This is a genomic window from uncultured Adlercreutzia sp., assembly GCF_958431955.1.
Classification (GTDB): domain Bacteria; phylum Actinomycetota; class Coriobacteriia; order Coriobacteriales; family Eggerthellaceae; genus Adlercreutzia.
Genome location: NZ_CAUASN010000008.1, coordinates 1 through 13,564, shown reverse-complemented (window position 1 = coordinate 13,564; position 13,564 = coordinate 1). Strand labels below are relative to the sequence as shown.

The following is a 13,564-nucleotide window of genomic DNA, read 5'->3' as shown; positions in this document are numbered from 1 at the left end:
TATGGAGGCTAGGCGAGGCTCACTTGCCCCGTCGGCAGATCGGCTACAAGGGTTACGGTTCCACCCACGGCCTCGATGTAGCGTCGGATGGTATCGAAGCTCATGGAGCCGATGTCGCCGTTTTCCATACGTGATATCCGGTTTTGCGAGACGCCCATGGTGCGGGCGAGCTCGGCTTGGGTCATATGCTGGGCTCTGCGCGCTTCCCGCAGATTGTAGGCATCGATATGAGCCTGGACGTTGCGCCGGGCTTCCTCCATCTGATCGGGGGAGATGTTTCGTTTTTTCATATACGCTTCAAGGCTGCTCATGATGCTCTCCCTGGTTCTCAAGGTGTTCCCGATATACCTTCTCTGCTCGCGGAATGGCTTGGCGATACCATCCGATCCATTTGTCGCGGACGCTTTTGCCCTTTGCCTTATCGCCGGCGAGGAGCAGTATGGCTCGCCGCCATGGATCGAAGGCGAAGAGGATGCGAACCTCCGTCCGCCCCGGAGTGGGAGGGCGAAGCTCCTTGAGATGCTTCAACGAGGAACCTTCCAGGCTGTCGACGAGAGGTCGTCCCAGAGCTGGTTCTTCCCGTTGGAGCATTTCGAGGGCGGCGAATATATGGGCTACGGTCGTCGTATCCTGATCATCGAGCCAGGATTCGATGTATCGAGTTTCGACTTCCCACATAGGCTGCCTCCTATAATATAGCCTATAAGCTATATTTTCAAGAGATGATTTCAAACGATATAATTTGCACTATAATGCAAATTATCATAGCATGGATTGAACAAAAGTGCAAAGAAAAGAGAGCTATGGCGAAAGAGAACAGCGTCATCGATTGGGAGGCCTACGGGGTGTTGCTGAAGGCCGCGCGTTTAGCGAATGGCTACACGCGCGGCCGTGCGCTTGCGGAAGCAGTAGCGGAGCAAACGGGGATGGCCGTTTCGGAGCGCACGATATACGCTTTGGAAGATGCCAGCCGTGCACCGTCGGCCGATATCTTTCTCGCTCTTCAGCAGGTGCTGCCCGAGCTGCGAGATCCCGAGTACCTCAAACCTGTCTTCAAGAACGAGAGCATCAAAGTCGTCATCGTCGAGCTGTAGCGGCGGCTGAGCGTGCGGTGTCGCGGCCAGGAGAGTTCGCGGACGCTGCCTCCTGCACGCTGGCTGGGGCAAGGGCGGGGTTTGCGCTCGACTTGCCCCGCCCGGTGCTATTCCCCTCTTGCCTTACGGTAGCGGGCGAGGGCGGCGTCGAAGCTGCCGGCGGTACGGCGGTAGTAGATGGTGTAGCCGGCGGTGATGGCGGCGAGGGTGACCAGGTAGATGACGAGGAAGGTGACCCAGGCGCCAGCGTTGTCGGCGGGAAACCAGCCACCGAGCGCCGCCGCGGCCGCGAGGGCCGGGAGTGCTGTCAGGCCGAAGCCCGCGATGCGCATCGGGTAGCTCGGCCGGGTGAGCACGGTCTCGGTGAACCAGAGGACCTGCAGGGCGACGAGCAGCAGGCAGGCCGCCAGAAGCGAGAGCGTGATGACGACGCCCTCCACGGGTCCGGCGAAGATGAGACCGAGCACGCACCACAGGGCCATGGCGGCGGTGAAGGTGACGCAGGCGCGCACGAGAGCGCTTTTCAGAATGCGGTTCATAGAGCTTCCTTTCCACGGGGCGAAGCCGGTGCAGCGGGGGGGGGCGGCCGAGATGCGGCTGCCGGGCGATGGGCTACAGGCCGATCTTACGTTTGATGGCGGGCGCGTACTGGCGCGAGGCTATGACGTGCTCGCCGTTTTCCAAGATGAGTTCGAGCCGTGCGTTCAGATAGGGGCGCAGGCCCCGCACGTGGTCGAAGTTCACGAGCAGCGACTTCGACGCCCGGATGAACTCGCTGCCGGCCAGATCCGCCTCCAGTTCGTAGAGCCGCAGCGGGCTTTCCAGCACGCGGTCGCGCCCGTAGAGGAAGGTGCGCCCGTCTACCGATTCCGCGTAGAGCACCTGGGCCGGATCCAGGATGAACGTGCCGTGCTCGTCGGTGCCGATCAGGCGGCGCTCGGCGGCGTTCGCCGCAGCCACGATGGCCTCCACGCGCCGGTCGACGGCGGGGCAGCGGATATCCACCTCGATGTCGGGCAGGCTGGGGTGCTCTTCAACGGTCAGCTTCATAGGCTTCCTTCGGTATCGCTCAGACATGATGTTCGAACGATGCCAGTGTGCCCGCTTCACGTTTTCGGTGCAAGGTCTGCACTCCTCAGTTGCACGGGGCGGCCTCTGTGTTGCAGGAGGCGGTGGGTGAAAGGGAGGGCGCCGGCCGGCTGGCGGCTGCGGCGTAGGCGGCGGGACGCTCGGCGATGGAGGGCGCGGGCTTTTCGCCATCGGCAGCCGCTCGGGCGTCTTCCGGCGCGGGCGTACTCTCGTCCTCGGCGAGATCGCGCAGGGTGGGAGTGGTGAGCGCCCACACCGTGGCTGCGCCCCAGCAGACGGCAAGGGCGATGGCCGCCGCGCCCGTGCCCCAGGCCTCCACGATCAGCGAGGTGGCGAACACGGCCACCGGCGCCGCGGCCAAGGTGAGCGAGTTCTGGGTGCCCAGCGCGCTGCCGCGGTTTCCCTCGGGAATACGATCGAAGATGTAGAAGCCGAGCAGGGCCGACAGCGGGCCGGCGAACAGGCCGAGCAGCAATGCCCCGCCGAGAAGCAAGGGGAAGGAGGGCAGCAGCCCCAAGGCGAGCACCCCGGCCGCCATGCCGGCGAGCGAGATGACAAACCAGGTGCGCCGGCGCAGCTTGGGGGCGAGCGCCGTGTAGGCCAGCGAGCTTACCAGCATGCCCGCCGACATGGCTGACAGCACGTAGCCCAACAGCTCGGGCGTGCCGGCGGCGGTGAAGTGCACGGGCAGCACGAGGCCCTGAAGCGAGCCTAAGATCATGACGATGCCGAAGCTTACGAGCATGCACGAGCGCAGAAGCTCGTCGCGCACGAACAGCACCTCGACCCCCGACCTCAGCGAGCTCCATGCCTCGGCGGCAAGGCCCGTGCGCGGAGCGGCGCCCGTTGCGGACCCGGCTGGGTTGGTGGCGGTTCTGCGGTGCTCGTTGCCGGTGCGCCCGATGGCCCGGGGCAGCGTGAGCGTGACGAGCGCCGCCGCGGCCGACATGGCGGCGGTGAACCACAGGGCATTCACTGCTCCGGCAAGGCCCATGAGAAAGGCGGCGAGAGCCGGCCCCACGATGACCACAAGGGAATCGATGGACTGGGTCAGCCCCATGAACTTCTGCAGGCTGCGCCCATCGCGCTCGCACACGGCGGGCGCGAGCGCGTCGCGAGCTGTCATACCGGGGATGTCGCCCACGGCCCCCAGAAGGCCGAGCGCCACGAACCAGCCGAAGGACAGCCCCCACACGGCGTCCACCACCGGCAGAAGCGCCACGCTTGTAGCGGACAGCGCATCGGAGAAGACCGAGACGTTGCGGCGGTTGAGGCGGTCGATGAGCGCGCCGCCGACCAGTCCGATGAGGAACTGGGGCGCCGCGCAGATGAGGGCGAGGGTGCCGGCGGCCAGGGCGTCGCCGGTGGTGGCGAGCAGCACGAGCGGCAGCACGACGCCGGCCACCGAGTTACCGAGCAGCGAGAGCGCGCAGGAGAGCAGGTAGCGCGGCGCCACGGTGCGCTGGCGGCGGGGCAGTCGGGGCCGTCGGGCCCGGGGAGCGGCGAGGGACATGGGCGTGCCTTTCTCGAAAGTGCGGAACTTCGGGAAGGCAGTTAAAACTATGACGTTGCGTCGGGGTCAAATGCGCCGTGAAGGAGTTATGAAGGAGGCGCTCCCGCCGTTTCGGCTTGCTGCTCGGCTTCCACGCGGGCTCGCATGGCGCTCTCGATGCCTGCCTCGATGCGGTGGTAGACGTCCTGTTGGGCGGTGTTGTGGCCCTCGAAGGCGATGCGGTCGAGGAACTGATCGCGGTCGGTCGAGGGGCGCAGCCAGTTCGCCGTATCGAAGCAGGCGACAATGGGCTCGAGGGCGTCCAGGGCGTCGGCGGCTAACGCGGCGCGCGCGGCCTCGGGAGCGTCGGGGGGCAGGGCGGCCAGCCTCCGGTCGAGCCGCTGCATGGTCTCGGTGAGGTCGCCGCCGGCGATGCGCTTGACGACGCGCTCCAGCTCGCCGAGCTCCTCGTCGTCGTAGAGGTGGCCCGCCACGATGAGGGCGGTGCGGTCGGCGGGATCGGCGTCGGCCAGGGTGTCCACGCCGGGCAGCATGCGCAGGATGCGCGCGAAGCGCACGGGAAGATCGGGATCGAGGTTCTCGGCGCGCAGCGCGGCGATGGTGCGGCGCTGCTCTTCCAGGCGCTCTATCTCCAGGGCGAGCTCGCGGTCGAGCTCCTCTAGGGCGCTCGCCGGCGACGGGTCGGGCGCGTCCAGCTCGTCCAAGATGGCGCCGATGCGCGCGAGGGGGAAGCCGAGCGCGGCCAGCCGTTTCACCCGCAGCACGCGGGCCACGTCGGCCGCCGTGTAGTCGCGGTAACCGTTGGCCGACCGCGGCGGTTCGGGCAGAAGCCCCAGTTGATGGTAGTGCCGCAGGGTGCGCACGGTCACTCCTGCCAGCTTCGCCACCTCGTTGCTGCGCATCGTCCGTCCTTTCGTCAGTGAGTCGCCTTCATGCTAACACGGGGCGTCCTTTTAAAATACCCCTTGAAAAAGAACATATGTTTGGTTATGATAAGGGAAACAGATGTTCTAAAGGCTGGGCACGTTCCCTAACTTCCATCCCATGAAGGACAGCCGTCCGAAGTAAAGGAGGCTGTCGTGGATCGTTATCCCTCGCATTTTCTCAGACGGTTTCAGCGGGGCAACGCTTGCTGAGGGCTGTTGCGCCGCTTCTCGCCCTGCATTATAATTTCGTTTAACGAAAGTAGGACGCTATGATCGAAATCGTGGTGCACGACCATGCCCTGAAGCATGGGTTGACAAGGGAAGAAATCGGATTCGCCTGGAGAGGTTTTATCTGCCAGAGACACCGCCGCACTCCTCACAGCGATCAAGTGGTGACGGTGGGAGTTACGCAAGAAGGGGTCATCGTTGAAATGGTCGCAGTTGAGAGGGGGAATGAGCTCTTGATATACCATGCTCTCACGCCACCCACGAAAAGCGTTCTTCGGGAACTTGGACTTGTAAGGAGGCAGTAATGGCCCGGAAGGATTTCGAAAAAATGTCCCAAAAGGAACTAGAAGACTATTTCGGCGTCACCCATGAGCAGATTGAGGAATGGGACGATATGCTCGTTCGGGGGGAGATTCCGGGAGTGCCTGTCGGCGAGGTCATCGTTGGCCGGCCGCTGAAGTTCGGCGAGCATTTGAAGCTCGTGGGCTTCAAAGAAACTGAGCAGAAGATTGAGCGCATGGACAAGCGGGCGGATAGTTTGGGTATGAAGCGCTCCGACTATTTGAGATGGCTCGTTGACAGGGATCTCGCCGCCGCTGGCGTTGCCTAGCCTTTTCGGGCAAAGGAAAGAAGGTCGTAATGAACGATGGCGAGCGGTTGGCGCGGTTCGAGGCGGCGCTGGGGCGTTTGGCGGCGGAGCGGGAGTCGGTGACGGCGACTCTTGAGGCGCTGCGGGCTCAGAACAAGACACGGACGGCCACCTACCAGCAGCTGACGGCGCGCAAGCTCACGCTGAAGGCGGCTCTGGCTCCCTTCGAGGAAGAGGGGCTTCTGTGAGCGCGGTACAGACATCGGATTCGCTCAGGGCGTTCTCCGAGGCGACGAGGGCGTGGTTCTCTGATGCGCTAGGTGAGCCCACCGAGGTGCAGGCGCGGGCGTGGGAGGCAATCGCCCGGGGAGAGAACGCGCTCGTGATCGCGCCGACGGGATCGGGCAAGACCTTGGCGGCGTTTCTCTGGGCCATCGACACGCTCATGGCGAAGAAGGCCCGTGCGGCCGCAGCGGGGGAGAAGTGGGCCCGGGGTGTGCGGGTGCTGTACGTGTCGCCCTTGAAGGCCCTCGGCGCCGATGTGGACCGCAACCTCCAGGGGCCGCTTGCGGCCATAGCGGAGTTGGCCGGAGCACGGGCGCGGCAGGCGGGTGCGAAGCCCCCTGAGATACGCACGGCCATGCGCACCGGCGACACGACGCCCGACGAGCGCCGCAAGATCGTGCGCAACCCGCCGGATATTCTCATCACCACGCCCGAGTCGCTCTACCTCATGCTCACCTCGGCCGCGCGAGACGTGCTGCGAAGCGTGGAGACGATCATCGTGGACGAGGTGCACGCGCTCGCCGGCGACAAGCGCGGGGCGCACCTGTCGCTGTCGCTGGAGCGGCTGGATGATCTGTTGGACGCGCCTGCTCAGCGTATCGGGCTTTCGGCCACGGTGCGCCCGCGCGATGCCGTGGCCCGCTTCCTCGGCGGCGCGCATCCGGTGACGGTGGTGGCCACCGAGGCGCCTCCGGCCCTGGATTTGTCTGTGCGCGTGCCCGTGCACGACATGACGGCGGTTCCCGCATTCGGAGGGTTCCGCGGCGCGGGGGACGGCACGCTTGTTCTCGGCGGCGGCCCGCGGCGGGCGGCCGCTGAGAACGCATGGAAGTCGGATCGGGCAATGCGGGCTGTCATGGCCGCCGAATCGGGGACGGGGACCCAGGCGGCTCCGCATCCCGACAGCCGCCTGGGCACTGCGTCCATCTGGCCGCATATCGAGGCGGCTATCTTGGACGAGGTGCTGGCGCACACTTCCACCATCGTGTTCGTGAACTCGCGCGGTTTGTGCGAGAAGCTGACGGCGCGCCTGAACGAGCTGTACGCGAAGCGGCTCGGCTTGGAGGGGCCCCGCGCGGAGCCGGCGGGCTACTGGACGGCTGCGGGCAGCGCCGGCGGGAGCGACGAGGCGACCGGCATGCGCGGCGTGCGTTCGAGCGTGGGCGAGGCGGCTTCGGCCCCAGGTGCGGCCTTCCGTTCCGACATCGGCTCTACCACGGCACTCGTGACCGAGCCGGCAGTGCTCATCGCGAAGGCCCACCACGGATCGGTCTCCAAGGAGAAGCGCCTGCAGGTGGAACGCGAGCTGAAGGCCGGCGAGCTGCCCTGCGTGGTGGCCACGTCCAGCCTGGAGCTGGGCATCGACATGGGCTCCATCGACCTGGTGCTGCAGGTGGCCGCGCCGCCCTCCGTGGCGAGCGGGCTTCAGCGGGTGGGCCGTGCGAACCATCAGGTGGGCGGTCGATCCCAAGGTGTCATCTTCCCGCGCACGCGGGTGGAGGTGATCGACGCGGCCGTCATGGCCGAGGGCATGGAGGCTGGTGCCATCGAGAGTACGCGCCTCGTGGAAAACGCGCTCGACGTGCTCGCCCAGCAGACAGTGGCAGCGGTGTCCATGGCCCCCGACGGCCTTCCCGCCGACGCGTGGCTTTCCACCGTGCGCCGCTCGGCCTGCTACGCCGATCTGGGGGCGCGCTCCTTCGAGGGGGTGCTCGATATGCTCGCCGGTCGCTATGCTTCCGGCGAGGTGACCGAGTTCGCCCCACGTATTCTCTGGGATCGCGAGACGGGGCTCTTGAAGCCGCGCTCCGCCTCTCAGCGCCTGGCCGTCACGGCGGCGGGTACCATTCCCGACCGCGGCATGTTCTCGGTGGTGCTGCCCGAAGGCGACGCGAAGCAGGGGCGCCGGCGCGTGGGCGAGCTCGACGAGGAGATGGTGATGGAGTCCCGCGTGGGCGATATCATCGCGCTCGGCACGAGCACCTGGCGCATCAAGGAGATCGGCGCCGACCGCGTCATCGTTGAGGCGGCCCCGGGCCGTGCGGCCCGGTTGCCCTTCTGGCACGGCGAGGCGGTGGGCCGCCCCTTCGAGGCCGGCTGTGCCCGCGGTGCCTTCGTGCGGGCGCTCGACGGCGGCGTGGCGCGTGGCGCTTCAGAAGATGACGCGGGCGGGAGAGCCGAAGGACTCGCGGGTCCCGCGGAGTGCGACGGCGCCGCGGAGCCCCTCCTGTCCCGGGCCCTGCGCGAGCGGTTGCGCGCTGACGGGCTGGACGAGAGCGCCCGGCGCAACCTCACCGCCCTCGTCGTGGCTCAGCGCGAGAGCACGGGTGCGGTGCCCACGGACAAGCGGCTTGTCGTGGAACGCTGCGAGGATGAGACGGGCGACTGGCGCGTCATTCTGCACTCGCCCTTCGGCCGGCGAGTCCACGAGCCGTGGGCGCTGGCGGTGTCTCATCGCATCGCGACGACGCTGGGGTTCGACCCGCAAGCGTCGGCGGCCGACGACGGCATCGTGCTGCGCGTGCCCCTTACCGAGGATGCCCTTCCCGGCATCGAGCCATTCCTGTTCGATGCCGACGAGATCGAGGCCATCGTGCGCGAGCAGGTGGCATCGACGGCCCTGTTCGCGGCGCGCTTCCGCGAGTGCGCGGCCCGCGCGCTGCTCATGTCGCCCACGGCTCCGGGCAAGCGGGCGCCGCTGTGGCAGCAGCGCCTGAAGGGCGGCCAGCTTCTGGAAGCCGCGCGGCGCGAGGAGGATTTCCCCATCATCTTGGAGGCCCTGCGGGAGTGTCTGCAAGACGTGTTCGACCTGCCGGCATTGCGAAAGGTGATGGACGGCCTGCAATCGGGCGCCATCAAGGTGAGCGAGGCGCGCACCAGCGTGCCGTCGCCCTTCGCGGCGCCGCTCGTGTTCGGGTATCTGGGCGAGCACCTCTACGAGGGGGATCTGCCCCACGCCGAGCGGCAGGCATCGCTGCTCGCGGTGGACCCTGCGCTGCTTGCCGAGCTCGTGGGCGCGCCAGCGGTGGAGGAGGTGCTGGATGCGGAGGCAACGGCCCAGGTGCTGGCCGAGCTGCAGCGCACCGCCGCGGGCTGGCAGGTGCGCGGAGCCGAGGGCACGGCCGATCTGCTGCGCGAGTTGGGCCCGCTGACCGTGGAAGAGGTGGCTGCGCGCACGACCGCCGGAGCCGGGATAGACGCCTGTGCCGATAGCGGGGAAGACGGCGCACGCGGCGCTGCAGACGATGGCGGGGCGGACGCCGCCGATGCGGTGCGCCCTGATACCATAGCGAAGCTGCTCGCAGGGCTGAATGCCGAGCGACGGGCTTTCCCGCTTACCCTCGGCGGCGTGGAGAAGTGGGCGGCGGCCGATGACGGGCCGCACCTGCAGGCAGTGCTCGGCGTGCCGGTGCCGTCTTGGGCTCTTGCCCCCGGAGACGAGCTGCGGAACGGAGCGGTGCGGAAGGATGCCAGCGACAAGCTCCTCGATGGTCTCATTGCACGTTTTGCGCGCACTCATACGCTGTTCGGCACCGAGGAGGCTGCCGCCGCGCTGGGCCTCGGCCCTGCTTTGGTGACGGAAGCCCTCGAACGTCTTACGGCAGCGGGGCGGCTTATGCGGCTGGGAGCCGACCGTTGGGTCGATGGCGGGGTGCTGCGGCGTTTGCGGTCGCGATCGCTGGCCCATGCTCGCGAGGCGGTGCAGCCGGTTGATGCGAGCGCCTACGTGCGCTTCCTGCTGGAGCGTCAGGAGGTGGCCCGACCCGCCGAGCCTTCGCTTTCCGGCATCGACGGTGTGGCTCAGGTGATCGCCCAGTTCGAGGGTGCCGCACTTCCCATGACCCAGTGGGAGTCCGACGTATTTCCCGCGCGCGTGCCCGACTACCGCCCGGCCATGCTGGATGAGCTCGTGGCCGCGGGCGAGGTGCTGTGGGCGGCCTCCACCGTGGGTGGCTCGCGCGTCGTCGCGTTCTACCCGACCGATTCTCCCTTGGCGCCGCTGCCGGTGGATGGGGAGGCAGGGCTGGCGTCGCCCATGGCATCCGAGCCGGGACGCTCCGAAGGAGACGCGCCCTCCCTTGATGCGGCCGTGCGGCGCGTGTTGGCGGATGCCGGTCCTGTGCCCTTCCGCTTGCTTGCTGAGCGGGTAGCGCGCACCGCGGGCATATCGGCTCCGACCGACCGGGAGGTGGCCGAGGCGCTCGAACGGCTCGTCTGGGCGGGGGAGGCGGCCAGCGATGCCCTCGGCTTCCCGCGGGCCGGCGGTTTGGCAAGCGAGAGCGGTTTCTCATCTTTACCAGCAGGCCAGGTGCCCCCGCCCTCCCGGCGCCGGGCGAGCAGCCGCCGAGGCCGCTCGCTGTACCGCGAGGCGCGGTCCCAAGCCCGGGCGGCGGTGGTGGCGCGGCAGGGAGCGGCCTCGGCCTTCGATGCCGCACTGGCCGGCCGCTGGTTCGCGCTCGCCCCCTCGGGGCAGAGTTCCACGGCGCAGGCGGTGGGGCTCGTGGAGTCGCTCCTCGATCGCTACGGGGTCGTCACGCGCGACATCGCCCTTGCGGCCGGCGTGCCAGGAGGGCTTTCGCCGCTCTATCCCGTGCTGCGGGCTATGGAGGATGCCGGCGAGCTGACGCGCGGCATGTTCGTGGAGGGCATGGGCCCGGCGCAGTTCGCCACACGGGAGACCGTGGAGGCGCTGCGAGCGTGCGCCGCGGAGCCGGAAGACGCTCGGGGCACCCCCGCGGCGGTCGGTTCCTGCACGGTGCTGCCCGCCGACGACCCGGCGTGCCTCTTCGGCGCGGGCATCCCGTGGCCGGAAGTGGCCTGGGAGGCTGCCGGCGCGAGTCCGGCCGTGGACGCCGCCCTCGTAGCAGCCAAGCCGGCCCGCCGGGAAGGGGCGCTCGTCGTCGTTGTCGGGGGCCGCGCGGTGCTGTGGGCTGCACCGCGGTTGAAATCGCTGCTCGCCTTTACCGCCGATGAGACGCTGCTGGCGGCTGCGGTAGGGGCCTTGGCGGCGTTCGTTCGCGGTCAGCTGAAGCGGGAGGGGCCAGCCGTCGCCCGGCGCAAGATCATCGTCGAGCACTTCAACGGCCGCGACGTGCTGGCCACGCCGATGGCCGATCTGCTCCAGAAGGAGGGCTTCGCGCGCCTGCCCGACGGCATGCGCTGGTACGCGAGCCCGTTTTAGCGCGGCTGCGTTTGCCTCGGGGAGGATCCTGAAGCGACTTCCAAGCAACGCAGCGCGGTTCCGCGGCGCAAAAAAGAGGGGCGCCGCGTCTCTCTCACGACGCAGCGCCCCGTTCATGTGCGACCGCGCGCTCCCCTGAAGCGCACGGCCAATCCGAGTTAGCGGAAGGAAGCGGGCGGCGGCCAGAAAGGAGAACCGCCGCCCTCGGGCATCCGGCGCATGCCGCGCGGGTGCCCGCAAAGCCCTTGACGGAGGCGGAACGACTCGGCCTCAATGGCCCCAAAAAAGCCGTGCCGTTGGGAGTCCGCCTCCAAAGAGGAACAACGACACTATAGGCCGCCCTTCCGCGTCCCGCCATCGCCGCTCTTAGGTAACCGTATCGCACTTTTTGGGTATTGCCCGTTCAAGACCTATGTTGTCGGGTTGTCCACGGGTGACGCGGGGCGCGTCGGATTCGCAGGTCGGGTGCTAGAATCGAGTCATTGCGAGCTGCGGCGCGCGTCGGCAGACGGCACGCGCTAACGCGCTATTCCATGCCAGCGCGAGACCGTGCGGCTGAGACGACGGAGAGGGGGGCAGACCGATGGACGCCGAGGGCAGAAACGCTGTGCCGGCGCAGTCGTCCGTCCGGCTTGCGGGGCTGCGGCCGCGCCATGCGGCCCTGTGCGCTTTCGTGACGACGCTGCTCGCGTGCGTGCCCGTCATCGTCATCTTTAACGGCGCGCCGCGCTATGCCGCCCTGGGCGACTTGTTCCTCCTCTGCCTGCTTTTGGGGGCGATGGCGTCGGGCGTCTTCCAGTGCGCCCGCGTGCTCCGCGGCACCTTCCGCGACAGCAGACGCGCATCGAGGACCGCGGTCGTCGCCTACCTGGCGGCGATCCTCGTATTCATCGTCTCGCTGGCGGCACCCGACCCCTGGCCGCTCGGGGCCTCCGCCGCTGGCATCGTAGCCGGATGCGCCCTGCCGCCGGTGTTGTGCGCATGGGCCCGCGCCGTGGCGGCTCCCATGGATCGGGCGCTTGCTCTGTGCGCGCTCGTGGGCGGCGCCGCGGCTCTTTTGGGATGGGTTCTCCTCCTGCTTCCCCCGCAGCTGCTCCTGCCCGTGTTTTGCGTGCTGGCGGTTGCGGGCACGGCGCCCCTTCTGCTCATGGAGCCGACCGTGTCCCCTGAAGAGGGGACGGCCCTACAGATCTCGTCGGCCGATGGCGGCAAGGGCGCGCTCGGGCGGCTGCTCTCAGTCACGTGGCTTCCGCTGCTGGGTTTGGCGGCCTACGTGTTCATGACGGGCCTTGTGTCCCACAGCGCCTTCGGCACGCTGCCCGCGACCTATCTGGGGGCGCTTCCCGAGGCGGCCCTCATTCTCCTCATCTGCGCCCGCTGGGCGCGTCGGCCCCTTTTGCCGTGGTGCTACCGCGTGCTCGTGCCCCTTTTGGCCGCCGCGTTCGTGGTGCTGGGCACGTTTCCCGAGGGCACCTTCCCCCAGGAGGCGTCGGTGGCGGTGCTCTACGGGTTCTACCTCGTGCTGGCCATGCTCGGCTGCGCGCTCTTCCTGGCCGTGACGCACAGCCGCGAGGTCGCTCCCGAGCTGACGTGCTCGTTCGCCGTGGCGGTGGTGGCCGCTGCGGCCCTGGCGGCGTATGTCCTCTCGTCGGTGGTGATGCCCGGTGCCGATTTCTCTCCATGGCTCCCGGTGGTCACGGGGCTGTTCGTGGCGGTGCTGCTGCTCTTCCTCGGGCGCACGGCTTGGGATGAGCTCGTCACTCCTCACGACGACGCTGTGGAAGGGGAAGGGGAGGAGGCTGGGATCGTCCTCGGCGACAGGGGGATTCGGGCCGCCCGCCCGCCCGTGCTGGCGGCCGACGGCGCGCTCGCGTCCTCGACGAAGTCGACGGATGCTGCTGAATCGAAGACGGCGCAGAGTGCTTCCCCGTCAACGCCGGCTATCCCCGAACCCTCGGTGCGCGACACGCTGGAGGCCCGCTGCGCCGAGGTGTCGGCGGCGCGGAGCCTCTCGCCCCGCGAGGCCGAGGTGCTCGTGTACCTGGCCCGCGGCTTCACCCCGGCCTATATCGCGAAGTCGCTTGTGTTATCCATTAGCACCGTGCGCACCCACGTGCGCAACATCTACCGCAAGCTCAACGTCAACAAGCGCGAGGAGCTTTTACACCTCATCGACGAGGAGTAGCCTTACGCCTCTTCCGCGATCTTCTCGTAGAGGGCGTGCAGATCGGGGAAGAGGCGGCGCAGGCTGACGGGCTTGAAGGTGTCGCGCTCCACGACGCACACGGTGACGAGCGCGTCCACGAGCGGGGTGGCGCCCTCGCGCAAAAGCGGCTCGCCGGCTTCATCGGTGCCCGCGGCATCGGCGGCGCGGAAGACCTGCTGGCGGTAGACGGTGCGCATGGGCAGGTTCTTCGCCACCGAGGTGCGCACGAAGCCGGCCTCGCCGTAGCGCAACGGCGCGCGGTAGTGCATCTCCACGTCGTGGATGGGGCTCATGTAGCCCTGCTGCTCGATGCGCTCGTTGTAGGAGAACCCCACCGCGTCAAGGAAGTCGATGCGCGCGTCCTCGAAGTACAGCAGGTAGTTCGCGTGGTAGACCACCCCCATCATGTCCGTCTCGCCGTACCGCACGGTAATGGGGGTGTGCACATGCAT

13 protein-coding genes are annotated in these 13,564 nt (G+C 67.9%); 6 read left to right on the top strand and 7 right to left on the bottom strand.

Annotated features, from left to right (window positions below; translation table 11 throughout):
• Positions 1-8: 8 nt before the first annotated feature.
• Together Q5064_RS03930 and Q5064_RS03925 are read right to left on the bottom strand one after the other, a co-directional pair.
• Positions 9-311, bottom strand: a complete 303-nt coding sequence (locus Q5064_RS03930) for a helix-turn-helix transcriptional regulator (protein WP_302962444.1) — start codon at positions 309-311, stop codon at positions 9-11.
• A complete protein-coding gene (locus Q5064_RS03925; RefSeq protein ID WP_302962544.1) occupies positions 298-591 on the bottom strand; it encodes a type II toxin-antitoxin system RelE/ParE family toxin in 294 nt (97 codons plus the stop codon). Before Q5064_RS03925 ends, Q5064_RS03930 begins: the two co-directional genes overlap by 14 nt.
• 212 nt (positions 592-803) lie before the next feature.
• Here Q5064_RS03925 and Q5064_RS03920 point away from each other — a divergent pair, with 212 nt between their 5' ends.
• Complete coding sequence (locus Q5064_RS03920; RefSeq protein WP_302962442.1) at positions 804-1,094, top strand: helix-turn-helix domain-containing protein; 291 nt, start codon at positions 804-806, stop codon at positions 1,092-1,094.
• A 107-nt stretch (positions 1,095-1,201) separates the two neighbouring features.
• On the opposite strand, the gene Q5064_RS03915 is transcribed toward Q5064_RS03920, so the two are convergent.
• The 4 genes from Q5064_RS03915 to Q5064_RS03900 form a co-directional block, all read right to left on the bottom strand.
• A complete protein-coding gene (locus Q5064_RS03915; protein ID WP_302962440.1) occupies positions 1,202-1,633 on the bottom strand; it encodes a hypothetical protein in 432 nt (143 codons plus the stop codon).
• Between the two features lie 73 nt (positions 1,634-1,706).
• Entirely contained in the window at positions 1,707-2,144 is a 438-nt protein-coding gene (locus Q5064_RS03910; protein ID WP_302962438.1) for a LytTR family DNA-binding domain-containing protein, read from the bottom strand.
• 85 nt (positions 2,145-2,229) lie between these two features.
• The gene (locus tag Q5064_RS03905; RefSeq protein ID WP_302962437.1) at positions 2,230-3,696 is read right to left on the bottom strand and encodes an MFS transporter; all 1,467 of its coding nucleotides are present in this window, start codon (positions 3,694-3,696) and stop codon (positions 2,230-2,232) included.
• An 86-nt stretch (positions 3,697-3,782) separates the two neighbouring features.
• The gene (locus Q5064_RS03900; RefSeq protein WP_302962436.1) at positions 3,783-4,598 is read right to left on the bottom strand and encodes a MerR family transcriptional regulator; all 816 of its coding nucleotides are present in this window, start codon (positions 4,596-4,598) and stop codon (positions 3,783-3,785) included.
• A 293-nt stretch (positions 4,599-4,891) separates the two neighbouring features.
• On the opposite strand from Q5064_RS03900, the gene Q5064_RS03895 reads away from it, so the two are divergent.
• From Q5064_RS03895 to Q5064_RS03875, 5 genes are all read left to right on the top strand, one after another.
• Complete coding sequence (locus tag Q5064_RS03895) at positions 4,892-5,155, top strand: hypothetical protein (protein ID WP_302962434.1); 264 nt, start codon at positions 4,892-4,894, stop codon at positions 5,153-5,155.
• Complete coding sequence (locus tag Q5064_RS03890; protein WP_302962432.1) at positions 5,155-5,460, top strand: hypothetical protein; 306 nt, start codon at positions 5,155-5,157, stop codon at positions 5,458-5,460. The genes Q5064_RS03895 and Q5064_RS03890 overlap by 1 nt, the downstream gene beginning before the upstream one ends.
• Positions 5,461-5,489: 29 nt before the next feature.
• Positions 5,490-5,687, top strand: coding sequence for a hypothetical protein (locus Q5064_RS03885; protein ID WP_302962431.1), 198 nt, complete (start codon positions 5,490-5,492; stop codon positions 5,685-5,687).
• Positions 5,684-10,906 carry a DEAD/DEAH box helicase gene (locus Q5064_RS03880; RefSeq protein WP_302962429.1) on the top strand — a complete coding sequence of 1,741 codons (5,223 nt, stop codon included), beginning with the start codon at positions 5,684-5,686 and terminating at the stop codon, positions 10,904-10,906. The genes Q5064_RS03885 and Q5064_RS03880 overlap by 4 nt, the downstream gene beginning before the upstream one ends.
• A 583-nt stretch (positions 10,907-11,489) precedes the next feature.
• Positions 11,490-13,091: a LuxR C-terminal-related transcriptional regulator gene (locus tag Q5064_RS03875; protein ID WP_302962428.1), complete on the top strand. Its 1,602-nt coding sequence runs from the start codon at positions 11,490-11,492 to the stop codon at positions 13,089-13,091.
• A 2-nt stretch (positions 13,092-13,093) separates the two neighbouring features.
• Here Q5064_RS03875 and Q5064_RS03870 read toward each other — a convergent pair.
• A partial coding sequence (locus Q5064_RS03870) for a thioesterase family protein (RefSeq protein ID WP_302962426.1) occupies positions 13,094-13,564 on the bottom strand: 471 nt, incomplete at its 5' end.

Bases quoted from the DNA above. Each gene is read 5' to 3' on its own strand.
- Q5064_RS03930 (WP_302962444.1), bottom strand. From the start codon at position 311: ATGAGCAGCCTTGAAGCGTATATGAAAAAACGAAACATCTCCCCCGAT.
- Q5064_RS03925 (WP_302962544.1), bottom strand. From the start codon at position 591: ATGCTCCAACGGGAAGAACCAGCTCTGGGACGACCTCTCGTCGACAGC.
- Q5064_RS03920 (WP_302962442.1), top strand. From the start codon at position 804: ATGGCGAAAGAGAACAGCGTCATCGATTGGGAGGCCTACGGGGTGTTG.
- Q5064_RS03915 (WP_302962440.1), bottom strand. From the start codon at position 1,633: ATGAACCGCATTCTGAAAAGCGCTCTCGTGCGCGCCTGCGTCACCTTC.
- Q5064_RS03910 (WP_302962438.1), bottom strand. From the start codon at position 2,144: ATGAAGCTGACCGTTGAAGAGCACCCCAGCCTGCCCGACATCGAGGTG.
- Q5064_RS03905 (WP_302962437.1), bottom strand. From the start codon at position 3,696: ATGTCCCTCGCCGCTCCCCGGGCCCGACGGCCCCGACTGCCCCGCCGC.
- Q5064_RS03900 (WP_302962436.1), bottom strand. From the start codon at position 4,598: ATGCGCAGCAACGAGGTGGCGAAGCTGGCAGGAGTGACCGTGCGCACC.
- Q5064_RS03895 (WP_302962434.1), top strand. From the start codon at position 4,892: ATGATCGAAATCGTGGTGCACGACCATGCCCTGAAGCATGGGTTGACA.
- Q5064_RS03890 (WP_302962432.1), top strand. From the start codon at position 5,155: ATGGCCCGGAAGGATTTCGAAAAAATGTCCCAAAAGGAACTAGAAGAC.
- Q5064_RS03885 (WP_302962431.1), top strand. From the start codon at position 5,490: ATGAACGATGGCGAGCGGTTGGCGCGGTTCGAGGCGGCGCTGGGGCGT.
- Q5064_RS03875 (WP_302962428.1), top strand. From the start codon at position 11,490: ATGGACGCCGAGGGCAGAAACGCTGTGCCGGCGCAGTCGTCCGTCCGG.